Origin of the sequence: Brevibacillus halotolerans (assembly GCF_026891775.1) — a bacterium.
GTDB classification, from domain to species: domain Bacteria; phylum Bacillota; class Bacilli; order Brevibacillales; family Brevibacillaceae; genus Brevibacillus_B; species Brevibacillus_B halotolerans.
In genome coordinates, this window is record NZ_JAPTNK010000004.1 from 19,798 (window position 1) to 43,785 (window position 23,988).

18 protein-coding genes and 2 tRNA genes are annotated in these 23,988 nt (G+C 42.1%); 2 read left to right on the forward strand and 18 right to left on the reverse strand.

Features of this window, described 5'->3' with window-relative positions:
* Nucleotides 1–41: 41 nt before the first annotated feature.
* The 14 genes from ftsX to prfB form a co-directional block, all read right to left on the reverse strand.
* Nucleotides 42–935, reverse strand: a complete 894-nt coding sequence (ftsX, locus tag O0550_RS07215) for a permease-like cell division protein FtsX (protein WP_003344479.1) — start codon at nucleotides 933–935, stop codon at nucleotides 42–44.
* A complete protein-coding gene (gene ftsE / locus O0550_RS07220) occupies nucleotides 925–1,611 on the reverse strand; it encodes a cell division ATP-binding protein FtsE (RefSeq protein ID WP_022586201.1) in 687 nt (228 codons plus the stop codon). Before ftsE ends, ftsX begins: the two co-directional genes overlap by 11 nt.
* A gap of 383 nt (nucleotides 1,612–1,994) precedes the next feature.
* Nucleotides 1,995–3,443 (reverse strand): argininosuccinate lyase, encoded by a 1,449-nt coding sequence (argH, locus tag O0550_RS07225; RefSeq protein ID WP_258425946.1) that lies wholly within the window; start codon nucleotides 3,441–3,443, stop codon nucleotides 1,995–1,997.
* The gene (locus O0550_RS07230) at nucleotides 3,440–4,729 is read right to left on the reverse strand and encodes an argininosuccinate synthase (RefSeq protein WP_258425947.1); all 1,290 of its coding nucleotides are present in this window, start codon (nucleotides 4,727–4,729) and stop codon (nucleotides 3,440–3,442) included. Before O0550_RS07230 ends, argH begins: the two co-directional genes overlap by 4 nt.
* Before the next feature lie 86 nt (nucleotides 4,730–4,815).
* Nucleotides 4,816–5,787, reverse strand: a complete 972-nt coding sequence (argF, locus tag O0550_RS07235) for an ornithine carbamoyltransferase (protein WP_258425948.1) — start codon at nucleotides 5,785–5,787, stop codon at nucleotides 4,816–4,818.
* On the reverse strand, nucleotides 5,732–8,971 hold the full coding sequence (gene carB, locus O0550_RS07240; RefSeq protein ID WP_258425949.1) for a carbamoyl-phosphate synthase (glutamine-hydrolyzing) large subunit: 3,240 nt from the start codon (nucleotides 8,969–8,971) through the stop codon (nucleotides 5,732–5,734). The genes argF and carB overlap by 56 nt, the downstream gene beginning before the upstream one ends.
* Nucleotides 8,964–10,070 (reverse strand): carbamoyl phosphate synthase small subunit, encoded by a 1,107-nt coding sequence (locus O0550_RS07245; RefSeq protein ID WP_096886504.1) that lies wholly within the window; start codon nucleotides 10,068–10,070, stop codon nucleotides 8,964–8,966. The genes carB and O0550_RS07245 overlap by 8 nt, the downstream gene beginning before the upstream one ends.
* Before the next feature lie 159 nt (nucleotides 10,071–10,229).
* Nucleotides 10,230–11,417 carry an aspartate aminotransferase family protein gene (locus O0550_RS07250; protein WP_276564944.1) on the reverse strand — a complete coding sequence of 396 codons (1,188 nt, stop codon included), beginning with the start codon at nucleotides 11,415–11,417 and terminating at the stop codon, nucleotides 10,230–10,232.
* Between the two features lie 22 nt (nucleotides 11,418–11,439).
* Nucleotides 11,440–12,276 (reverse strand): acetylglutamate kinase, encoded by an 837-nt coding sequence (argB, locus tag O0550_RS07255; protein WP_258425950.1) that lies wholly within the window; start codon nucleotides 12,274–12,276, stop codon nucleotides 11,440–11,442.
* Nucleotides 12,277–12,344: 68 nt separating this feature from the next.
* The gene (argC, locus tag O0550_RS07260) at nucleotides 12,345–13,397 is read right to left on the reverse strand and encodes an N-acetyl-gamma-glutamyl-phosphate reductase (protein ID WP_258425951.1); all 1,053 of its coding nucleotides are present in this window, start codon (nucleotides 13,395–13,397) and stop codon (nucleotides 12,345–12,347) included.
* Nucleotides 13,398–13,519: 122 nt separating this feature from the next.
* On the reverse strand, nucleotides 13,520–13,873 hold the full coding sequence (gene cccB / locus O0550_RS07265; RefSeq protein WP_003344497.1) for a cytochrome c551: 354 nt from the start codon (nucleotides 13,871–13,873) through the stop codon (nucleotides 13,520–13,522).
* Between the two features lie 325 nt (nucleotides 13,874–14,198).
* Nucleotides 14,199–14,285: transfer RNA gene (locus O0550_RS07270), tRNA-Leu, on the reverse strand.
* Between the two features lie 7 nt (nucleotides 14,286–14,292).
* Nucleotides 14,293–14,375, reverse strand: a tRNA-Leu gene (locus O0550_RS07275).
* Nucleotides 14,376–14,522: 147 nt separating this feature from the next.
* Nucleotides 14,523–15,633 (reverse strand): peptide chain release factor 2 gene (prfB, locus tag O0550_RS07280; protein ID WP_096886499.1). Its coding sequence is split into 2 segments (ribosomal slippage): nucleotides 14,523–15,551 and nucleotides 15,553–15,633, totalling 1,110 coding nucleotides; the frame shifts between segments, so codons are not numbered across the junction.
* A gap of 187 nt (nucleotides 15,634–15,820) precedes the next feature.
* Here prfB and O0550_RS07285 point away from each other — a divergent pair.
* Together O0550_RS07285 and O0550_RS07290 are read left to right on the forward strand one after the other, a co-directional pair.
* Nucleotides 15,821–16,561, forward strand: coding sequence for a response regulator transcription factor (locus O0550_RS07285; protein ID WP_003334336.1), 741 nt, complete (start codon nucleotides 15,821–15,823; stop codon nucleotides 16,559–16,561).
* The gene (locus tag O0550_RS07290; protein WP_258425952.1) at nucleotides 16,551–17,969 is read left to right on the forward strand and encodes a HAMP domain-containing sensor histidine kinase; all 1,419 of its coding nucleotides are present in this window, start codon (nucleotides 16,551–16,553) and stop codon (nucleotides 17,967–17,969) included. The genes O0550_RS07285 and O0550_RS07290 overlap by 11 nt, the downstream gene beginning before the upstream one ends.
* A gap of 11 nt (nucleotides 17,970–17,980) precedes the next feature.
* Here the strand turns inward: O0550_RS07290 and cls are convergent, their stop codons facing one another.
* From cls to O0550_RS07310, 4 genes are all read right to left on the reverse strand, one after another.
* Nucleotides 17,981–19,435 carry a cardiolipin synthase gene (gene cls / locus O0550_RS07295; protein WP_022586192.1) on the reverse strand — a complete coding sequence of 485 codons (1,455 nt, stop codon included), beginning with the start codon at nucleotides 19,433–19,435 and terminating at the stop codon, nucleotides 17,981–17,983.
* A gap of 88 nt (nucleotides 19,436–19,523) precedes the next feature.
* Nucleotides 19,524–21,998, reverse strand: coding sequence for a preprotein translocase subunit SecA (gene secA / locus O0550_RS07300; RefSeq protein WP_003344509.1), 2,475 nt, complete (start codon nucleotides 21,996–21,998; stop codon nucleotides 19,524–19,526).
* A gap of 153 nt (nucleotides 21,999–22,151) precedes the next feature.
* On the reverse strand, nucleotides 22,152–22,703 hold the full coding sequence (gene hpf, locus O0550_RS07305; RefSeq protein WP_003334332.1) for a ribosome hibernation-promoting factor, HPF/YfiA family: 552 nt from the start codon (nucleotides 22,701–22,703) through the stop codon (nucleotides 22,152–22,154).
* A gap of 268 nt (nucleotides 22,704–22,971) precedes the next feature.
* Nucleotides 22,972–23,169: a cold shock domain-containing protein gene (locus tag O0550_RS07310; RefSeq protein ID WP_003334330.1), complete on the reverse strand. Its 198-nt coding sequence runs from the start codon at nucleotides 23,167–23,169 to the stop codon at nucleotides 22,972–22,974.
* Nucleotides 23,170–23,988 lie beyond the last annotated feature (819 nt).

Here is a 23,988-nt window from a genome sequence, read left to right on the forward strand (position 1 = left end):
CGTGCCCTCCCATAGCCTTATTCTATCAATTGCTCTATCATCTACACCTTCAAGAATTTGCGAACGGAAAGCATACTTCCCCAAATACCAATAAAAGCACCAATCCCTACCAATAACAGTCCTACCTGATAGGCAAACGGATTCATTGGCAATAATGGAAGCATAGAGCTGTACATACTAGCGTGTATTTGTTGCAATAAATAGTAGTAACCTCCTGCAAGGATGGTAATAGGAATAATCGCTCCCAATACACCCATAAACAGACCTTCAATAAAGAAAGGCCAACGAATAAACCAGTTGGTTGCTCCTACTAGCTTCATAATTTCAATTTCACGACGGCGTGCAACAATGGTTAGTTTAATGGTATTAGCAATAAGGAACATCGCCGTAAAAGCTAATCCAATAATGAAGAAAATGCCTACATTACGCAAAATATTGGTCGCAGTAAACAAATTGTTTACCGTTTCCGCTCCGTAGTCGACATCTTCAATATGTTCCATCTCTTTGACCTGCTTAGCGACAAAATCTACATCTTTTGGTTCTTTGGTTTTTACCACCAATGCATCTGGTAGTGGATTTTCCTTCTCCAAGCCATCCAAAAGCTTCCCATTTTCACCTAGCTGCTCCCGCAAATCCTTTAACCCTTGGGCTTTCGGAACAAAGGTAACGGTCTCTACAGCTGGCAATGCCTTCACTTGTTTTTGTAAGCTCTCCGCTACCGCCTTATCTGAGGTAACATCCATAAAAACACGTATTTCAACCTGATTTTCCACCAATTTTGCCATGTGATTAACGTTTAGTGCGAGTAGTAAAAATACACCTAAGATCAATAAGGTAATGGTTACGGCACTAACTGAAGCAAAAGTCATCCAGCCATTCCGTCCCAGATTTTTTACACCTTCTCGCACATGGCGTCCGTATGTACTAATCTTCATAACCGTATTCCCCTCTCTGTTCATCGCGGGCAATTTCACCAGCTTCAATCGCGATGACACGACGGCGAATCGTATTAACAATCTCACGGTTATGTGTTGCCATCACAACGGTCGTTCCACGCTGATTGATCTCTTCAAACAAGCGCATAATATCCCAAGAAGTTTCGGGATCAAGGTTACCCGTAGGCTCGTCCGCAATAATGATACTTGGATTGTTAACGATAGCCCGCGCCAAAGCGACTCGTTGTTGCTCCCCACCCGATAATTCTCCTGGCAGCATTTTTGCTTTATGCTTTAATTTGACAAGATTAAGCACATCTAAAACACGAGGCTTGATGATCTTCTTATTCGCCTCAATAACTTCCATTGCAAACGCAACATTTTCAAATACCGTTAAAGTTGGCAATAGTTTAAAATCCTGAAAAACAACTCCGATACTGCGGCGTACATTTGGTATTTGTCTTTCTTTAATGCGACTGACATTAAATCCGTTTAAAAAGATTTGTCCTTTGGTTGGTCTTTCTTCCCGATACATTAATTTAATAAAGGTTGATTTACCAGCACCACTTGGACCTACAACATAAACAAATTCACCCTTATCAATTTTTACATTAATCCCCTTTAGCGCATTGGTGCCATTGGGATATGTTTTCCAGACATCATACATCTCGATCAAAAAAATCACACCCTATTATCGCTTATGTTCTTGAGGCATCAGAAAAAGACAAAAAATACTAGCATCTGATCACTTTTTCTATTATACCACTGAGTTTCTGTGTTGTTATCCCCTAATTATCGCATTTCTTGTCGGTAAAATGGAAAAAAACAACAAAAATTTGTGATCTTATACCCACTTTTTTATATTGACAACTATTTTTTACTATTTTTTACATAAGCTCTTATTTAAAGAAATCCAGTATCTAGCGCATTATTGCACGAACTGGTCTGCGTGCAATTCCCCACTCATAGATTTTTGTAACTAGAGCATTCACAGCAAAAAGGACCAGCTTTCGATTAGCTGATCCTACGAACGTTTGCAGGTTTGCCCTCTATTTTTATCTATACCACAGGCGACTTAATGTCTACCAGCGCCTCCACCATAACCTTCTGACTATGTGTTGCTACCCAAGTCCTGTTTTCCTTACCTTTCTCCTGATAAAATTGAATCTGCTGTTCAACCTGTTGTTTAGCCGTTCCCCCTAACACATTCCGTGCATTCACTACCGTATCAATATCTAGCGCTTGGTAGACATCTCGGTCGATGAGTGGGGAAAACGCACGGAATTCCTCTAAGGAAAGGTCAAGCAAATATTTGTGCCGTTCAAGGCAATAGAGAACCGCATTTCCTACGATTTCATGCGCCTTCCTAAACGGAATTTGTTTTGTGACTAGATAATCTGCCAAGTCTGTTGCATTGGAGAAATCCTGGGTGACCGCTTTTCGCATCTGCTCTGTTTTAACCTGCATAGTAGAAATCATCGGCGTTAACAAAGCCAATGCTCCATGCAACGTCTCCACAGTATCGAACATGCCCTCTTTATCCTCTTGCATGTCTTTGTTATAGGCCAGCGGCAAGCCTTTTAGCACCGTTAACATTCCGATTAAATTTCCATAAACACGACCTGTCTTACCACGCACAAGCTCTGCTACATCGGGATTCTTTTTCTGTGGCATGATGCTTGAACCAGTGCAAAATGCATCGTCTAATTCAATGAAGGAAAATTCCTGACTACTCCAGATCACTAGCTCTTCGCACAAGCGAGAGAGATGGGTCATTAATAAGGAAGCATGAGATAAAAACTCAACGATAAAATCTCGATCGCTTACCGCATCCATGCTATTTTGATAGATCCCGTCAAATTGAAGCATAGAGGCAACAAACTGCCGATCTATCGGAAACGTAGTTCCAGCAAGTGCTCCCGCTCCCAAAGGCAAGATATTTACCCTTTTAAACGAATCCTGCATCCGTTCCAAATCACGTTGCAGCATAGATACATACGCCATTAAATGATAGCCAAAAAGCACTGGCTGGGCCCTTTGCAAATGCGTATACCCAGGCATAACCGTTTCCAAATGATTCTTGGCTTGCTCCAATAAAGCCTGTTGCAGGTACATGGTTAATTCGATAATTTCCATCAGTTTTTCACGCAGATATAAATGCATATCTAGCGCCACCTGATCATTTCTGCTTCTGCCTGTGTGAAGTTTACCGCCCAAAGGTCCTATTTCTTCAATTAATAGCTTCTCAATGTTCATATGAATATCTTCATGAGCGACTTCAAATTGAACCTGCTTGCTTTCAATCTTTTCTTTGACCTTTTTCAAACCAGCAATGATTTGACGCACCTCATCCATCGAAAGAATGCCACATTTTCCGAGCATTGCGACATGCGCCGAGCTACCCACAATATCCTGACGCCACAATCTTTGGTCAAACGAAATAGAGGCTGTATATTCATCTACGAGTTGATTGGTTGGTTTAGTAAAACGTCCTCCCCAAAGTTTCATGGCTTGATCGCTTCCTTTTCTGTTTTACTTGTAGAAGGAGAAGCCGCTGAACCAGAGTTGCTTTCAAGCTCGTCATGGTTTTCTTGTACAGAATTGTTATTCACCTGTGAATACACCTTTGTAGGCAAGCCCCACAATTTAATAAAGCCAAGTGCCGCTTTATGATCAAATTGATCGCCGGTATTATAGGTAGCCAGCTCATGACTGTACAAGGACGCATCTGATTTACGTCCGACTACAATGGCCTGACCCTTATAAAGCTTAACACGAACAGTACCTGTTACATTTGCCTGAGTCTCTTCTATAAATGCTTGCAGAGCAGAACGAATTGGGGAATACCAGAGACCCTCATAAATCACCTGAGCCATTTTTTGTTCCACGATTGGTTTAAATTGAGCGACTTCACGAGGCTGTGTCAAAAACTCTAGCTCCCGATGCGCTAGAATGAGTGTAGTAGCCGCCGGTGTCTCATATACCTCACGAGATTTAATCCCTACTAAGCGATTTTCCACATGGTCAATCCGGCCAACTCCGTGTTTGCCTGCTATCTTATTTAGAGCTAGAATGAGCTCAGCAAGCGTCATTGCTTCCCCATTTAAAGCAGTCGGAACACCTTTGGTAAAGCTAATCTCAATCTCTTCCGCTTGATCAGGAGCATTTTCAATCGAGGCTGTTAACTCATAAGCTCCCTCAGGCGGTGCAGCCCACGGATCTTCGAGAACACCGCACTCGCAGCTTCTTCCCCAAAGATTCTGGTCGATTGAATATGGGTTATCCAGATTAATCGGGATTGGAATATTATTTTTCTTCGCGTACTCAATCTCTTCATCACGTGTCCAGCCCCACTCACGAACTGGCGCAACAATTTGAATATTTGGATTTAGGGCAGTAAAAGAAAGGTCAAAACGCACCTGATCGTTTCCTTTACCCGTGCATCCATGAGCAACAGCTACTGCCCCCTCCTGATTCGCAACCTCAATCAAAATTTTAGAAATCAAGTAGCGAGACAGAGCGGATACCAATGGATATTTTCCCTCATACATGGCATTGGCTTGTAGAGCTGGCAAAACATATTCACTCGCGAAAGCTTCCTTCGCGTCTATAACGATGGATTTATATGCACCCACTTGCATCGCTTTTTTCTGGATAAAATCTAAATCCTTTCCTTCCCCCACATCGAGGGCGACCGCGATTACATCGTAGTTATAGGTATCTTGCAACCATTTAATTGCTACAGAAGTATCTAAACCACCAGAATACGCTAATACAATTTTATCTTTTTTCATCGTTGTCTCTCCATTTCGTAGTATTTTTTCTGGGTAATTATTCATATTGTACTATAAAATAACATTAATTCCATATAAGACGGAATTTACATTACAGATGCCAACAATGCTTTTTGTGCATGGAGACGATTCTCCGCTTCTTCAAACACCACAGAATGAGGTCCATCGATAATCTCTGCTGTCACCTCTTCACCACGGTGCACAGGGAGACAATGCATAAAGATATAATCTGAATCGGCTCTGGATACCAGTTTTTCATTTACCTGATAGGCGGTGAAATCTTTCAAACGTTGCTCATTCTCTTCTTCAAAGCCCATGCTGGTCCATACATCGGTACAAATCACGTCTGCTTGATCAACAGCTTCATTTGCATCGTGAGTCATCATAAATTTTCCACCATATTGAGTAGCGTATTCCACTGCCTTTGCAGCAATAGCATTTTGCATCTCATATCCTGGAGGTGTGGCAATACGTACATCTAATCCGAGAATCAAGGCACCTAGGGCAAGCGAATTTGCCACATTATTGCCGTCTCCGATGAAGGCTAGCTTAATTCCCTGCAATCTGCCCTTGTGTTCCTGTATTGTTAAAAGATCAGCCAAAGCCTGGCAAGGATGATACAAATCAGTTAGCCCATTAATAACCGGTACACTAGCATGCTTTGCTAGCTCTACGACATTTTCGTGAGCATGAGTTCGTATCATAATTCCATCTACATAACTAGATAAAATTTTCGCTGTATCTGAAATTGTTTCACCGCGCCCTAGCTGTAGGTCTTTATCAGTCAGAAATAAACTGCTTCCCCCTAATTGATACATCCCTACTTCAAAAGAAACACGAGTACGCGTGGAGGATTTCGTGAAGATCATCGCTAATGTTTTTCCAGCTAATGGTTGGTAGACCGTGCCGCTTTTTTGCATCGATTTTATTTGACTAGCATAATGCAGTAGTTCGAGCATCTCCTCTCTACTCCACTCGTCAATTTGCAGTGTATTTTTTCCTCTATAAAGAGGGGGTTGAACGTCTGCATAGAGATCCAAGTTCTTCACAGGCTTCATTACTTTCGCTCTCCTTTTCTTGACAATTTTGTAAATAGGCCGCAAATGTCTCGACAACAGTGAACAACGTAATGCCATGCTGAACAGATAAGCTACGCAGTTGAAACCCTGTACGCTCTGCCTGATTTCCTTTTGTAGCGGTAATTAATGACGTTTGAATGAATCCCGCTTTAACCAACGATGTATAGTCAGGTAATCCTTTACATATTTGCGTAATTTCAATGCCGTGATTATTCAAAAACTGCGCCGTGCCTTCTGTTGCATAGATACGTATCCCCGATACTTTTCTTTCCCGAAGGTAGGGTAATACGCTTGCTTTGTCAGCATCGTTTAGTGAAAGAAATAAACCATCTCCACTAGCTAGCCGTTTATTCGCACCCTGTTTGTAGGCAAAAGCTTTACTGAATGCCTCTGTTACAGTTCGACCAAGTCCCAGAATTTCACCTGTAGATTTCATTTCAGGTCCTAATAAAGGGTCTACACCCGCTAGCTTCGTGGAAGAAAACACAGGAGCCTTTACCACAAAAAAATGAATGTCTTCTGAAAGTCCTAGCTCATAGCCCATATCTGCTAAACGCTCTCCAAGAGAGACTCGCACAGCCAATTCCACCATTGGGATATTGGTCACCTTACTCGTAATTGGCACTGTACGAGAAGCACGCGGATTTACCTCTAACACATAAACATTTGAATCCTGTAAGACGAACTGGAGATTCACAATCCCGATTGCTTGCATTTCCTTAGCGATTTTCTTGGTATAGTGGACTATTAGCCGCTTCTGTTGTTCTGTGAGATGCTGGGCAGGAAACAAGGCAAGACTATCTCCTGAATGTATTCCCGCTTTCTCAACATGTTCAAAAATTCCGGGAATTAATACATCATAGCCATCCGTTATCGCATCAAGCTCGACTTCCATACCCGATATAAATTGATCGATCAGCAAAGGAAAACAACTGGTGTCAACCTGTTCATCAATCCAGCCTTGCATCGCTGCACGTAGCTCGCCCTCATCATGCACAACCGTCATTCCTTGGCCTCCAATAACGTAGGAGGGGCGCAGCAATACAGGATAGCCAATGCTAGCAGCAACATGAATCGCCTCTTCTGTGGAATAGACTCCCCTCCCTGGTATGTGGGGAATATTTAGCTTTTGGAGCAATTGATAAAACAGTTCTCGATCCTCGACCCGTTTCATTTGCTCTAAGGCTGTTCCCAAGACGGTCAGCCCCGCTTCTTGGATAGCACCTGCCAGGTTAATCGCAGTCTGACCACCGAATTGGACGAATACCCCAGCTACTCCTTCTTGCCTAGCTACATGCAGCACATCTTCAATATGCAAAGGCTCAAAATAAAGATGATCGGCCGTCTCGTAATCGGTACTCACTGTCTCTGGGTTATTGTTAATCACGATGGCTTTCAGCTTCTGTTTTTGCAAAGCCTTAGCTGCATGCACAGAACAATAATCAAATTCAATCCCCTGCCCAATACGGATGGGCCCCGAGCCTAGCACCAATATTTTTTTTGCTGATAAAGATACCACCTCATTCTTGCCTTGCCATGTGGAGTAATAATAAGCTGTCTTTGCATCAAACTCTCCCGCACATGTATCGACCATGTTATAGACCGGCATGAGACCCCATTTCTGACGCATTTTCCAAATTTCACTTACAGGAAGCTTCATCATCCAGGCAATCGTCTGATCCGTAATGCCAATTTCCTTACAAGCTCTCAATTCTTCCATACGTAATGTGTCTTTGCATGATGCTTTCAACCTTTTCTCCCACTGGATAATGGACTTAATATGACCTAAATAGAAAGGGTCAATTTCTGTGTTCATGTGAAGCTCTTGTATATCCATACCCCGACGTAACGCTTCTGCTACAGCAAATAAACGAAGGTCCGTGGCAATCTTTAATAGTTTCTCCAACTCCTCCAAAGATAGAGACGCAATATCCTTTCGGTAGAGATAATGACAGCCAATTTCTAAAGAACGGAGAGCCTTTAACAAAGCAGCCTCAAAAGTTCGAGCAATGGCCATTACCTCGCCTGTTGCTTTCATTTGTGTTCCTAGATTGCGGTCAGCTAATGGGAATTTATCAAAGGGCCAACGTGGAATTTTGACAACTACATAATCCAATGCTGGTTCAAAGCTAGCATAGGTATTACCGGTGATAGGGTTGAGCACCTCGTCTAAGTGATAGCCCAATGCTAATTTTGCAGCGATCCTTGCGATCGGATAGCCTGTCGCTTTGGAAGCTAAGGCTGAGGAACGACTAACCCTCGGATTTACTTCAATGAGGTAATAGCGATCTGAATGTGGGTCTAAGGCAAATTGAATATTACAACCACCCACTACACCTAACGCTCGAATCACTTTGGTAGAAACACTGCGTAGCATTTGATATTGACGATCTGTTAAGGTTTGAGACGGCGCTACAACGATACTATCTCCCGTATGAATACCAACTGGGTCTATATTTTCCATGTTACAAACGATAATGCAGGTATCATTTGCATCTCGCATGACTTCATACTCAATTTCCTTCCAGCCCTTCACACTTCTTTCCACTAGCACCTGTTGTATTGGACTTGCTGCCAGTCCTTGTTCAGCGATTTTTTCAAGAGCCTGTTGATCAGAAGCAATTCCTCCCCCTGCTCCTCCAAGTGTATAAGCTGGACGAACAATCACGGGATAACCAATCTGATTCGCAAAATGTAGAGCTTCCTGTATAGTACTCACTGTTATGCTCTCAGGAACAGGTTCATGAATGTTATTCATCATTCGTTTAAATAACTCACGATCCTCACCGTTCTGAATAGCAGTCAAGGGAGTCCCTAATAAAGCTACTCCAAAGCGCTCTAATACGCCTGCCTCAGCTAATTCCACAGCCAAATTAAGTCCTGTCTGTCCGCCTAGTGTTGGCAGCAATCCATCCGGTCGTTCCTTTTGAATAATTTTTGTGATAGAAGTGACAGTTAATGGCTCCAGATACACCTTATCTGCAATCTGCTCATCGGTCATGATAGTAGCTGGATTGTTATTCACTAGCACAACTTCTACGCCTTCCTCCTTTAGTGAAAGACAAGCTTGTGCCCCGGAATAATCAAACTCCGCTGCCTGCCCAATCACAATCGGACCCGAACCGATTACCAGCACTTTATGAATGTGTTGTTGTTTAGGCATAATGCTTCGCTCCTATCGTTTGTACCGATTCCAAGAAGGTCGCAATAATATGTGAGGTATCATCTGGTCCCGGATGTGCTTCTGGATGGAATTGTACGCTCATAATGGGCAGATACATATGTCGTAGCCCTTCCACACTGCCATCATTTACATTTCGATAGGTGACCATTAGGTTTTGCTTATCTAATCCCTCCTCCTTCACCACATAGCTATGATTCTGCGAAGTTATATATACTTTACCAGTGCTCAGCTCTTTTACAGGATGGTTGCTTCCGCGATGCCCAAAGGGAAGTCGTTCTGTCTGTCCCCCAAACATCAACGACAATACTTGATGCCCCAAACAAATCCCTAATGTCGGAAATGCTTCGGCTAATTTACGCCATTGTCGACAATATTTTCGTAATTGTTCAGGGTTACCAGGCCCATTGGAGAAGACGATACCATCTGGCTGTAGAGCCCTAATTTCCTCCATGCGCGTCTGATAAGGTACAACCGTTACCTTGCAGCCAAGCTTTAACAGGGCTTGCAAAATAGAGTGCTTCATACCCAAATCAATGACTAAAATATGCTCCCCTTCTCCTCGATAGGTGATGGAGCGAGTTCTGGAAACATGCTCTACAAAAATGCGCTCCTCCTGACGAAGCTTATGCAAAGCAATCTCCTCTGCTGTCATTGGCTGATCAGCTAGAACACCGTAAAGCAAGCCACCCTGCCGGACCTTTTGTGTAATCGATCGTGTGTCTACTCCAGCTAAAATAGGGAAGCCGAACTGCTTTGCAGCCGTATCTAAAGATATCCGGGAACGAAAATGGCTAGGGTTTTGACAAAGCTGACTAACAACCATACCAGAAATAGCAGGCTGAGTTGATTCATAGTCGATTTCATTAACACCATAATTCCCAATCAACGGATAGGTGAAGGTGACGATCTGACCATAAAAGGAAGGATCGCTCATCACCTCCTGATACCCAGTCATTCCTGTATGAAAAACCACCTCTCCGTATGAGGTAAGTGGTGCTCCATATAGCTTACCTGCAAATACTTCTCCGCTCTCTAACGTAAGAAACCCTGTATTGTTGCCGTGTAAATACTTATCCAACGCAACCAGCTCCTATCGGCAAAAAGTTCCCAACACTCTGCTTTATGAATATATATTCGTTATTTTTGTATAATCATACATTTACTCCAAAAAAAATGCAACGATTTTTCTGAATAAAATCAAAAATCGTTGCATGATTATTTCTGATATCTGGCTATCTTACTTCTCTCCTGACTGCAAAATCTCTTTTAGCACTAGCACTAATTGGTCGATCTCTGACTTTTGTATGATGAGCGCCGGCAATAATCGGATAACATTTGGACCTGCCTGTAGCATTAATACGCCTTTTTGCTGAGCCGCTTTTAGATACCCGCTTACCTCGCCAGTCATTTCTAAACCAACCATCAACCCGAGCCCCCGTACCCCTTTTATTTGATGGGGATATTGCTTGGCTATGTCTTTTAACGCATCAAGCAGGTATTTGCTCATAGCTTTTACATGCGATAATACGTTCTGTTTCTCCATTTCCAAAAGTGTTGCCATTCCCGCTGTTGTAGCTAATTGATTCCCTCCAAACGTGGTCCCATGTGAGCCTGGAGAAAAGGCCGCGGCTACCGCCTCCGTCGCAAGCATTGCTCCTATCGGAAAGCCACTGCCTAATCCTTTAGCCAGCGTTATCACATCGGGTACGATTCCATAGTGCTGATAACTAAACCATTCACCCGTTCGACCAATACCTGTCTGCACTTCATCAATCATCAATAAAATATCATTTGATTTGCACCACGCATATAATTCGGTCACGAACTCCATTGAGGCTGGATGAACGCCGCCTTCTCCTTGTACAAGCTCTAGCAATACGGCGCATGTTTGGTTTGTCGTCACGTTCTTCACAGCTTCTATATCTCCGTATGGCACAGTGATAAATCCGGCCGGCAAAGGATTAAAGCCCTCTTTTACCTTTTGCTGACCTGTAGCTGTTAACGTAGCTAGGGTTCTGCCATGGAACGACTGCTCAAACGTAATCATTTCGAAACGATCCTCATTCTTCGTTTTTTGGGCATAACGCCGTGCTAGTTTAATCGCCGCTTCATTCGCTTCCGCCCCGCTGTTGCAAAAGAACACTTGATCTAAACCAGACAATTCAGTCAGTTTTTTTCCTAATTCCTCTTGCAGCGGATGTTGTGTTACATTGGAGCTATGCCATAAGGTATCTAGCTGCTGATGCAGTTTTGCTGATACGGCAGGAGGACAATGCCCAAGCGATGTCACACCGATACCAGATGTGCAGTCTAAATACGCTTTTCCTGTATGATCCCAGACCGTGGTACCGCTCCCTTTGACAATCGTAATATCCCAACGCGCATAAGTATTCATCACATGCATTTTTTCTGTATAAACAGTCATGAGCGATCTCTCTCCTTTTTCCCTAATCAATTTCTGTTGCAACGAAGGCCTGTGAGTCCTCTCCACGCGGCATCCCGGCCGAAATGGAAGTACCTACAGCTCTTCCTTTTACCAAACCATCAAGCGTTTCTGCCGCTCCCTTACAAATAACAACCTCCTGAACTCCCTGGGCCAGTGCGTCTAAAGCGGCTTGAACCTTCGGAATCATTCCCCCCGTAATCATTTGGTTCTGAATCATCATTTGGATGTCTTCAATCGTGACGCTTGGCAGCAGTTGTTTTTCCCCTAGCTCATTCTCCTCCCAAATTCCTGGCACATCTGTTAGCATCAGCATTTGTTTCGCGCCTAGGGCAGATGCAATCGCCCCTGCCGCTGTATCTGCGTTGCAGTTAAATCGTGTGTCACCATCCTCTGATACGGCAATAGGTGACACGACTGGAATATAGCCATTCACGAGCAACAATTGAAGAGGTGCTGGATTCACTGCTGTAATCTTTCCTACCAGTCCTAATCCATCCATTTTCTCTACTGCTTGCAATAAGGAACCATCTACTCCGCTTAATCCCCATGCTTTTCCCCCTGCATGCAATAGCTTTCGAACGACCAATTTATTCATTGGACCGCTTAATACCATTTCTACGGCTTGCATGGTAGCCTCATCCGTTACTCGCAATCCGTTAGAAAAAATTGGCTCGATCTGCAATTGATCTAGCATTTGATTTATCGCCGGTCCGCCTCCATGTACAATTACAATAGATTTTCCTTCTGCTTGCAGGGAAGCAAGCTTGTTGTAGAAAGATTCAGGCAATTGCTCCAGCATGCTTCCACCGCATTTAATTACCATAACCTCATGTAGCATTTTACAAGTCTCCTATTCATAAGTAGTTGACCTAGAATACCTCGCTTCGCGTAAAAGCGTCACATACACTACGGATAAAGAGCATGTTTCGGTAACCCCAGCGTCTCTTCAAATCCAAACAACAAATTCATATTTTGGATTGCCTGACCCGCCGCACCTTTAACCATGTTATCAATAACGGATAAAATGATAATCCGACCCGTTCTTTCATCAAAATGAAGAGCGATATCACAGTAATTTGTTCCAAGCACCTCTTTTGTGCGTGGATAGGACCCAAATGGCCTTACACGGACAAAGGGAGCATTCTGATATGCATGTTCATACAGCTTTTGTAATCCTTCAACGGTAAAGCCTACATCCTTACTTTTATCTATTTGAATATAGCTAGTGGTCAAAATTCCTCTGGTCATCGGCACAAGATGAGGGGTGAACTGAATAGCTATCTCTTTCTTCGTCATTTGTAAAATTCCCTGCTCGATCTCTGGTGTATGCTGATGCTGCCCTACTTTATAAGCGTGAAAGCTATCATTTAATTCGCTGTAATGAACACCAAGCGACGCTCCACGACCAGCACCCGAGACTCCTGATTTAGCATCAACAATGATACTGTCAGGCTTGATCCACTCTGTTTGAAGCAGCGGTAACAGGGAAAGCAGGGTAGCAGTTGGATAGCAGCCTGGATTAGCCACCACCGAAGCTTCTCTTACTTTAGATTTGTTCCATTCAGGCAAGCCATAGACAGCCTGCTGCAATACCTCTTTCGCTGCTGGTGACTTCTTATACCATTCCTGATAAGCCTCAGGAGATCGGAGCCTAAGGTCACCAGATAAATCGATAATCTTCACTCCCCCCTTTATTAAAGCAGGCGTTATTTCAGCACTCACCCCAGCCGGAGTTGCTAAGAACACGACATCATTCTCCTGCGCAATTTTCTCTGGCTGAATGCCCTGTAGCATGGGTAAATCTGCACTCTGCAAATGAGGAAAGAATTCAGCCAATGATCTGCCTTCTGCCGAGCTAGAATAAAGACTTTGTATGTATATCTCAGGATGCTGCAATAAGATACGAATGAGTTCAATACCGCTGTATCCAGTGGCTCCAATAATCCCAATACGTTTCATCGCTCTCACTCCTAGTTTTTATGCATAAATATACATTTATAATAATAAAAATTCTAATTGATTACAAATATTATTTTGGCTAAAAAGGATGAGATCCAAGGACCTCACCCTATTCGTTCGTTCTATTTCTTTTCTGCTAGCCAAGCTGCAATTGTTTCTGCATCTTCGCCTTTAGACATGTTGGCTGGCATGCTGCCTTTTCCATTTTTAATGATCTCTAATATTTCATCTTTATTGTATTTGCTACCTATTGTTTCTAGGGAAGGACCGGTTGCTCCCTTCAAGTCCACACCGTGACAGCCAACACAACTGCTTTGTTTGAATTTTTCTTCTCCCGCTGATGCAGTCGCTGTATCTCCACTTGCCTTCTCTGCCGCCGGCTTCTCTTCCGGTGCAGGTTGTGATTGTTGTCCACCACAGGCTGTTAATCCCACAGCAAGCGCTCCTACCATCAATACAGTTGCTAAACGTTTCATTTTTTGAATGCCTCCCTTTCCTTTGCAACTAAAAATAGGTACAAACGAGCAGTAGACTATATAGCCATTACCGTTTGTACCTGTGCTACTTTACTTCACTTGCTTCTCTGTTTTTACCATTAGCTAAGCTACATCCAAATTGGTGTAATTTGCTAAATGTAGTATATCATAGTAGTATGCGTTTTCTCAGCTTCTGTATCAGTGTTCATAAGATTGTAAAACATTTTAGAAAAGAGCAATAAATAAAAATTATCGCACTTAAAAAACTACGCAAAAAACGAAAAAGCACTTTTGCAATTATGCAAAAGTGCTCACTGTTCTTATATGGTGCCGAAGACCGGACTTGAACCGGTACGGGATTACTCCCGACAGATTTTAAGTCTGTTGCGTCTGCCTATTCCGCCACTCCGGCAGATAAATGGTGCGGGTGGAGGGACTTGAACCCCCACGGTCGCCCGCCAGAACCTAAATCTGGTGCGTCTGCCAATTCCGCCACACCCGCATCGTGTTGACTTCTATAGTCTAACATAGCAATCTGGTAAATGCAATACTTTTTCTATTTTTTATTTCTAAATTCTTTTCTAGTAAAAAAAGAGGCTGAAAAAACTAGCATTCTTCAGCCTCTTCTTCTGTCAGCATGCACGCAAGCTTATTGCAATTGGGAGCGTAGATAAGCATCAATAAATGGATCAAGCTCTCCATCCATCACTGCCTGCACATTGCCTACCTCCATATTTGTCCGATGATCCTTCACCATGCTGTACGGGTGGAATACATATGAACGAATTTGACTGCCCCAAGCAATATCCTTCTGTTCTCCCTGAATCGAAGCTAGTGTTTTCTCTTGCTCCTGCTTCTGTAGCTCGAACAGCTTGCCTAATAGCATCTTCATAGCCCGATCGCGGTTTTTAATCTGAGAACGCTCGGTTTGGCACGTCACAACTATACCAGTTGGTAAATGAGTAATACGAACGGCAGAATCTGTCGTGTTGATATGCTGTCCCCCTGCACCACTGGAACGGTACGTATCAATCTTTAAATCCTCAGTTCGAATATCTACTTCTTTATCGTTTTCAATCTCTGGTAGGACGTTGCACGATACGAAGGAAGTATGACGGCGTCCTGAAGCATCAAACGGCGAGATACGCACTAATCGGTGCACCCCTTTTTCCGCCTTTAAGTATCCGTACGCATTGTGTCCTTTAATTAACAGTGTAACACTTTTGATCCCTGCCTCATCACCTGGCAGATAATCCAGCGTCTCTACTTTGAAGCCTTTGCGTTCAGCCCAGCGTGTGTACATCCGCAGTAGCATAGAACCCCAATCCTGCGACTCCGTTCCACCAGCTCCTGGATGCAACTCCAAAATAGCGTTATTTTTATCGTATTGATCGCTCAATAACAATTCTAGCTCAAAGTCCTCAAAGTTCTTCTTTAAATCCTGTGTACTCTGATACAGATCGGAAATAAGAGAACTATCGCCTTCTTCAATCACTAGCTCCAGCATCATCTGTAAGTCGTCATAAGAGGCATCCAGACGTCCCATCGTATCTGTTAGACTTTTGATCCCATTAAGCTCTCCAATGGTTTTTTGTGCAGCATCATTATCATCCCAAAAATCTGGAGCTAACATCCGCTCCTCCAATTCACCAATGCGCTCTAGCTTTTCTGGGAGGTCAAAGAGACCCCCTAATATCCGTTAGTCGTTTGGACAGACTAGCCATTTCTTGCTTTACATCAGCCACGTCGATCAGTGCCATTCTATCTACTCCTTTAAAACTCATTTTCTTATTGTTTATTGTAGCTGAAAATAAGACTGGTGCAACCTTTCTAGGTTTTGTTGACGATGAAATTTTATCTATTTCCTAAAAATATCACCACGTTTTTCCAAAACGTGTAGAATAGTGAGTAGTGTTTTACTTATAGACTTAGCGGAGGGAAAAGAGAATGAATCGGACAATCCTGGTTGCCGATGATGAGCAGGAGATAGTCGAGCTACTGCGGCTATATCTAGAAAAAGAAAACCTGCGAGTCATTGAAGCCTCAGATGGAGAAGCAGCCCTTCTCTGTATCCAGAATCAATCAATAGATCTAGTTTTAATTGATATTATGATGCCTAAGCTAAATGGTTTGCACCTGCTTACGCAAATACGTCAGGACTACACGCTCCCCGTCATTTTCTTGTCAGCTCGCAGCCAAGATCACGACATTATTTTAGGATTAGGCATGGGGGCAGATGATTATATTACCAAGCCGTTTAATCCCTTAGAGGTCGTAGCACGAATCAAAGCACAACTACGACGTTCCTACCATCTGAATCCATTAAACGATGAGACAACACAGGCTCTATCCGTTCTTACTGTAGGCGATTTAACTTTACATAAGCAGCAATGCATCCTATGCAGGAATCAGGTAGAAATCCCTTTAACATCAACGGAGTATAAAATGCTTGAGATGTTTATGGAGCAGCCCAATCGTGTTTTTACCAAACGCCAGATCTTTGAAAAGGTATGGGGAGATCCCTTTTACAGTGACGATAACACCATCATGGTTCATATTAGTAAATTGCGGGATAAGATAGAGCCAGATCCTAAAAAACCGCTTTATGTAAAAACAGTTCGAGGTCTAGGCTATAAGCTGGTTCATTTTTCATCCAAGCAAAGAGGGTCAGCTCACAATGAAACATAAAAAAATACACTCTACATTATTATGGAATTATAGCATCTTTATATTTATTATTAGCTCCATTTTAACGATAGCGCTCGGTTATCTCGTCTATCAAATCAACTCAAGCGTTGAACAAGGCTTATCTCCCATTTACCGGGCGAAGGACATCGTATCGGATGACTACGAAAATATTAGGGCAAATGCCATTTTGGAAAACGGGGGCTGGGTAGAAATCCTCAATTCTAACCACCAAGTCATTCATGTTATCGGTGTGAAAATGGATTCCATTTACCATTATACGGAGGAACAGCTCTATCAGTTTTTAGACAATACGGAGGAGCAGCTCTATTACTACTCCATTGCGCCATTTACTACCAAAAGTAATAAGAAATATATTTGCTTGGTCAAAATTCCCCGAGACAGCATTAACATTGACATTCAATACTTTAAAAATTTTGATCATACGGTATCTCAGGTCAGCAAGATTATCCTTAAATCATGTTTGCTCCTATTTGTCCCGATCATTATTATCATCTTTTTATATAGTCGGTGGACAGCTCGCAAAATTAGTGTTCCTCTTCATACGATCACCGTTGCTATTAAAAAGATGATCGATGGAGACTATCAAGCTCGTATTCATCTAAAAGCGGAAAGTGAATTCGGAAAAATCCGCGATGCTTTTAACTTTTTGGCAGATAAATTAGAAGCGACTCGCGCTGAGAAGGAAAAATTGGAAGAAAGTAAGCAACGTATGCTCATGGATATATCTCATGATCTTAAAACACCGATCACAAGCATTCAGGGATACGCCTCTGCCCTACAGGATGATATGGTGGTGGATGAAGAAAAGAAAAGACGTTATTTGCAGCTTATATATAATAAATCGCAGAGTGTAAATGCTTTGATTAATTCGTTATTTGACTTTTTAACACTTGATGATGGTCAGTATCCCCTCTCCATTCGTACCTATGATCTATGTGAATTCATCAGAGAAATTACAGTCGATTTTTTAGATGACATGGAAGAAAAACAATTTAAATTACATATTCAGGTGCCCGAAAACGAAATTTTGTACGATTTTGATTACCGGCATATGAGCAGAGTCATAAGCAATCTTATTTCCAATACGATTAAATATAATCCGCCAGGAACGAACGTCCGAATTGCTGTTCAGGAGCAGAACGATTCCATCATCATTGAGATTGCAGACAATGGTACCGGCATTCCTGCCCATGTACAGCGTCATATATTTGATCCTTTCGTCAGAGGAGATCATTCTCGACAAACCGATGGCGGAACAGGCTTAGGCCTGTCAATCGCTCATAAGATTGTTAAATTGCACGGAGGTCTACTGGAATTGGATGAAAATCCTTTAGAAAAAACCGTTTTTCGTATTACTCTTATCAAACAAAAAAGGAGCCCCGAATAGCATGTGGGCTCCTATAAAATGGCCGACAGTAACCGTGAAATCGATTCTTTTAATCGAATAGATAATGGACGTTGTCTATACTTTTCCAGTGTTAATTCAGATGAAAGCTCTATATCAGCTAAGAAATGTTTAGCCAATTGTTTAGCCGTATGGGAATGGTAGAGAAACGCATTCACTTCAAAATTTAAACGAAAGCTCCTCACATCGATATTAGCAGTTCCTACTGTGGAAAGCTTATCGTCTACAACAATCGTTTTAGCGTGCATAAAGCCATTCTCATAGGTGTATACCTTTGCCCCAGCTCGTAATAGCTCACCTGCATTTGAATAAGTAGCCCAATAAACAAAGGGATGATCCGGTTTATTCGGAATCATAATTTTGACATCGACACCAGATAACGCTGCAATGCGCAACGCATCCAAAATACTGTCATCAGGGATTAGATACGGGGTCTGGATATACACATAGTCTTTAGCTGTTACTATTAGTTTCATGTACCCATTTTTAATTTGCTCCCATTGTGAATCGGGGCCACTTGAAACGATTTGTAGGGGAATATCCCCACGGGGAGCAGACGAAGCTTGATAATAATTTCGAAAGGCCATGTCCCGCCCAGATGCTTGCTTCCAATCTAGCATAAAGCGTGATTGCAAATCATCCACCGCTGAGCCTTGTATTCTTAGATGCGTATCTCTCCAATAACCGAAGGCAGGGTTTTTGCCCAAATACTCATCTCCAATGTTAAAGCCCCCAATATAGCCAATTTCTCCGTCAATAACAACTATCTTTCGGTGATTGCGGTTATTTGCACGCAGGTTTAGTAGCGGAATCTTGGAAGGAAAGAAAGGCTCAATCTGTCCACCTGCTTGCCTAATTCGACGTATCAGCCCCTTAGAGAGCCAACGTGACCCACTCTCATCGTACAGGACTCGAACCTCTATTCCCTCCCGTGATTTTTCGCATAATAGATCAGCCAGTCGATTGCCAAGCTCATCGCTTTTGATGATGTAATACAGCAAATGGACATGTTTGCTCGCCCGGCGAATATCTTCAAACAAGCGTTCAAATTTATGCAAACCATCCGTAATAATCTCTACCTGATTATCTTGGGTCAGTAGTGCTTCATCATTGTTTAGATGTAAATACACTAAGTCCTGATACTCTTTGCCAACAGGGTCATGGAACTGGAGCTTCTTGGCTTTGAGCTGCTCCATCTGTTTAACTACTTCTCGCTTCATATAAGCATAAACATGCTTATCCCACTTAAAAATTTTCTTTCGACTTAAATTTTGTCCCAGCATAAGATATAAAACAAATCCAAGAACAGGAATAAACCATAAGATCATTAACCATGCCCATGTAGAAACAGGGGTACGTCTCTCTAAAAAAACAACCACGATGGCAAACAAAAAGTTTAATAAGAATAAAATTTTTAAGAGCCATGAGGTTATCTCCGCTGTTACCATTGTCTCCCCCATTTCAGTCTTATTGCTCTTATTATATGCAAAAAAAGCTGCCATTCAACTGAACAGCAGCTTTCTTCTCAGGCCTGTTTTATTTTTTCTTTTTATCTGCACGGCGTTGTGCTCTGTTTTTTTGCTCTGGCTCAGATGCTCCAGCCTCATCAGATGGTCCAGACGTTTTTAGCTTCTCAGCATCAATTACTTCCTGACGCTCAAGGTTTTGTCCAACCTCCGATTTCATGATATACAAGGATACTTCCTCTTCAATGCTTGCAATCATGCCTTGGAACATCTCATATCCCTCAAATTGATACTCACGCAATGGATCAGTCTGAGCATAGGCACGCAGGTGGATACCTTGGCGCAATTGTTCCATTGCATCAATGTGATCCATCCACTTGCTATCAACAGCACGTAGAACAACCACTTTTTCGAATTCGGCCATCATATCGCCAATTTCTTCCTGACGTTGTTTCAATTGCTTATGAGCAATCTCTTTCAACATCTCCTCAATCTCTTCCGCTTCTTTTCCTTTCAGATTAGAAACCGTAATCGCATCCTCGAACAAGAATGTGCTTACGCATGTTTCAAGCAGACCCTCTAGATCCCATTCTTCTGGAATCTGTTCTTTCGGGCAATACGCCTGAACTATACGCTCAATCACGCTATTTATCATGCCCTCAACGATATCATGCAGATTATCGCGCTCAAGAATCTCTTTACGCTGCTTATAGATGACTTCGCGTTGCTTATTCATTACGTCGTCATATTGCAAGACAACTTTACGTGCATCAAAGTTGCTACCCTCTACTCGTTTTTGAGCAGATTCAACAGCACGGGATACAAGACGGCTTTCAATCGGCATATCTTCTTCCATTCCGAGTCTGTCCATCATATTCATGATGTTGTCAGCTCCGAAACGGCGCATAAGCTCATCCTGTAGGGACAAGAAGAATTGAGAGGAACCCGGGTCCCCTTGACGGCCTGCACGTCCACGTAGCTGGTTATCAATACGACGGCTCTCATGGCGCTCTGTACCGATGATATGCAGACCACCTATTGCAGGTACCCCTTCACCCAACTGAATGTCTGTACCGCGACCAGCCATGTTTGTAGCGATGGTTACTGCACCGAATTGACCCGCGCGAGCAACAATCTCTGCTTCACGTTCATGCTGCTTCGCATTGAGTACATTATGTGGTACACCTTTTTGGCGCAATAGGTGAGATAGTTTCTCTGAGTTTTCGATGGAAATGGTACCAACCAAAATAGGTTGTCCTTTTTTATGGCGCTCCACGATCTCTTTTACTACCGCACGATATTTGGCATCCTCGGATTTATATATCGCATCCGCCATATCTATACGTTGAATTGGGCGGTTTGTAGGAATCACAACTACGTCCAATCCATAGATTTTTTTGAATTCCTCTTCCTCAGTCTTAGCTGTACCGGTCATACCGCTCAACTTTTGATACATACGGAAGTAGTTTTGCAGCGTAATTGTTGCCAAGGTCATGCTTTCGCTCTGTACTTTTAGCCCTTCCTTCGCTTCAATCGCCTGATGCAAACCATCACTGTAACGACGACCCACCATCAGACGCCCTGTGAACTCGTCTACGATCACAACCTCGCCATCCTGCACAACATAATCAACGTCACGTTTAAACAGAACCTGAGCCTTCAAAGCCGATGTAATATGGTGGTTAAGTGTAACATGGTTGGTATCGTACAAATTGTCCACGTTAAACGCTTTTTCAACCTTGCTCACACCTTCATCGGTTAAAGTAGCGATTTTTAGTTTTTCATCAATACTAAAATCCGTTTCAGGCTCCAGTCTTTTTACAAAATGGGAGCAAATATAATAAAGTTCAGTAGATTTATTAGCTGATCCGGAAATGATCAGTGGAGTACGCGCTTCGTCGACTAGGATACTATCCACTTCGTCAATGATTGCATAGTGCAAAGGACGTTGTGTCATTTGCTCTTTATAAAGCACCATGTTGTCACGCAGGTAGTCAAACCCAAACTCGTTGTTTGTACCATACGTAATATCGCAGTTGTATGCCTCACGTTTTTGTTCAGCACTCATACCGTTTATGTTCAAACCTACTGTCATGCCAAGAAATTGGTACAGCTCACCCATAATCTTGGAGTCACGCTCAGCTAAGTATTCGTTAACTGTTACAATGTGAACACCCTTACCAGCCAAGGCATTCAAGTACGTAGCTAAGGTCGCTACAAGGGTTTTACCTTCACCAGTCTTCATTTCAGCAATGCGTCCTTCTTGCAGGACCATACCACCAATTAGCTGTACATCAAAGTGACGCATCCCCAATACACGTTTGGACGCTTCACGCACTACAGCAAATGCTTCGTTTAATATATCATTCAGCGTTTCTCCCTTTTCCAAACGAGCACGGAATTCCGCCGTTTTTTCCTTTAATTGGTCATCAGTAAGTAATGTTACTTGGGGTTCTAACGCATTAATTTTGTCTACACGCTTAACTAATTTCTTTAATTCACGTTCATTTGTATCGCCAAAAAGCTTCTTTACAAGCCCTAACATAGGGACACCCCTTCCACCGTTCCCCTAAGGGTACTTTCTAACAATCTATTTTACCAAATCTCTATCAGTAAACACAAGTAAAGGAGTTGCCAATCGACAACCCCTTTACCACTTTTTGTATATATTTTTAAATTTTTTAATGATTGTATACGTTTATTTTGGTTCTATTAACCCGTATCGTCCATCATTTCGACGATAGACTACATTTACATCATTGCTTTCACTGTTTTCAAAGACGAAGAAGTTGTGGCCCAGAAGTTCCATTTGCATAATGGCCTCTTCTGAATCCATCGGTTTTAAGTTGAATCGCTTCGTTCTTACGATATCAAACTGTACATCATCCTCTTCATCCGCTACAGCTACAGAGGAAGCTTCCATATTCGGCATCGCTTTAGCCCCTGATTCATGACGCTGTTTACGGTTGATTTTTGTTTTGTACTTACGCATTTGACGCTCTAATTTTTCGACAACCAAATCAATTGCTGCGTACATATCGTCGTGAGTTTCCTCAGCTCGGAGAATAACGCCAGTCATCGGAATGGTTACCTCAATAGTTCCTTCTCCACGAAGCACGCGCATTGTCACATGTACCTCTACATGCCCTAGATTGTCAAAATAGCGTTCGAGACGGCTTATCTTTTTCTCTACATACTCCCGAAGAGCTTCTGTAACTTGAATGTTTTCGCCACGAATATTGTAGTTCATGGACACAACCTCCTTCCGTCTATGCTATTTGTATTCTACATAGACGTAATTAAAACCTGCTGTTTCTTCTTTTCGTTTTAACAAAATTCGTGAAAAAAAGACAAAATGTTTAAAAATTTTCACTTGATTTTAATCTTTCGTCAACACAGCAAGTAAGGCTTGTCTCTATTTTAAACCTATTTCGATTTTTTTGAAACAAATAATTTTAGTGTAAATAAACACCAAAAACCCCCTAAGTTATCCTAGGGGGTATTGATTATAAAATCAATTAGATTTTAGTTACGTTAGCCGCTTGAGGACCACGATCGCCTTCAACGATATCAAACTCTACAGTTTGACCTTCATCCAAGCTTTTGAAACCTTCAGATTGGATAGCGGAGAAATGTACGAATACATCGTCGCCTCCATCGCGCTCGATGAAACCAAAACCTTTTTCTGCATTAAACCATTTTACTTTTCCTTGCATGTATTAAACATTCCTTTCATAAGAAAACTGTGGACTATTTGTTAATCCATGATCTGACTATACACCTTGCCTATGGTAAAGTCAAATGCTGGATTATCGACAAATTTCAACGTGGTCTTTATTTTTTTGTTAAACATCTCATAGCAGCCTTAGAAAGGCTTAATGTTACAAGCAAATAAGCCTTTACTGCCGTAGTAAAAGCAGGAAAGCGCTCCCACATATTTTTTGCTAAACATATTTCCATATATGTAATTTTACCAGAAAATGGAGTGCTACAAGAGACTCGATCTAGCGTTGAGAGACGTGGTCTTTACCCTATAAACGCAGGGAATTACGATACATTTTTAGCTATAATTACCAGTGTGAGATTTAAAATTTATTTGGCTCTCGAAAACGGCTTCCCCACCTACAGATATTGTCGATTAATTGTATTCTAGCTCGAAAAATTTCTTCAATCTATATAACAAAATCATGTCACATATTGGACACATAAGACTTTTTTGCTTTTTTATTCTTTATCCACAGCTATAGCATAATCTAGGTTCGACACTCGCTCACATCGCTTTCTATCCACTTCATTATTTAAATAATTTATGCTCTATCTTTCCCAGCTGTGGGTAACCTTGCCCATAATTGTGCATTTCCACAAAGTTGTCCACATTATCCACAAGAAGTTGTGCACAAGAACTCGTTTTTTGTGTATAACTCTGAAAAAGCATTTCTTTCTCGTTCACCACAGTTTTTTTGGCTCATCTATAAATAAAAAAGACCTCCTATTGTTCATCTCAAAAAGGAGGTCTTATAAAGAAACATATATCA

Excerpts from the sequence above, each read along its gene's own strand:
- ftsX (WP_003344479.1), bottom strand. The coding sequence starts at position 935 with ATGAAGATTAGTACATACGGACGCCATGTGCGAGAAGGTGTAAAAAAT.
- argH (WP_258425946.1), bottom strand. The coding sequence starts at position 3,443 with ATGAAACTTTGGGGAGGACGTTTTACTAAACCAACCAATCAACTCGTA.
- O0550_RS07230 (WP_258425947.1), bottom strand. The coding sequence starts at position 4,729 with ATGAAAAAAGATAAAATTGTATTAGCGTATTCTGGTGGTTTAGATACT.
- argF (WP_258425948.1), bottom strand. The coding sequence starts at position 5,787 with ATGAAGCCTGTGAAGAACTTGGATCTCTATGCAGACGTTCAACCCCCT.
- carB (WP_258425949.1), bottom strand. The coding sequence starts at position 8,971 with ATGCCTAAACAACAACACATTCATAAAGTGCTGGTAATCGGTTCGGGT.
- O0550_RS07250 (WP_276564944.1), bottom strand. The coding sequence starts at position 11,417 with ATGACTGTTTATACAGAAAAAATGCATGTGATGAATACTTATGCGCGT.
- argB (WP_258425950.1), bottom strand. The coding sequence starts at position 12,276 with ATGCTACATGAGGTTATGGTAATTAAATGCGGTGGAAGCATGCTGGAG.
- argC (WP_258425951.1), bottom strand. The coding sequence starts at position 13,397 with ATGAAACGTATTGGGATTATTGGAGCCACTGGATACAGCGGTATTGAA.
- cccB (WP_003344497.1), bottom strand. The coding sequence starts at position 13,873 with ATGAAACGTTTAGCAACTGTATTGATGGTAGGAGCGCTTGCTGTGGGA.
- O0550_RS07285 (WP_003334336.1), top strand. The coding sequence starts at position 15,821 with ATGAATCGGACAATCCTGGTTGCCGATGATGAGCAGGAGATAGTCGAG.
- O0550_RS07290 (WP_258425952.1), top strand. The coding sequence starts at position 16,551 with ATGAAACATAAAAAAATACACTCTACATTATTATGGAATTATAGCATC.
- cls (WP_022586192.1), bottom strand. The coding sequence starts at position 19,435 with ATGGTAACAGCGGAGATAACCTCATGGCTCTTAAAAATTTTATTCTTA.
- secA (WP_003344509.1), bottom strand. The coding sequence starts at position 21,998 with ATGTTAGGGCTTGTAAAGAAGCTTTTTGGCGATACAAATGAACGTGAA.
- hpf (WP_003334332.1), bottom strand. The coding sequence starts at position 22,703 with ATGAACTACAATATTCGTGGCGAAAACATTCAAGTTACAGAAGCTCTT.
- O0550_RS07310 (WP_003334330.1), bottom strand. The coding sequence starts at position 23,169 with ATGCAAGGAAAAGTAAAATGGTTTAATGCAGAAAAAGGTTTTGGTTTC.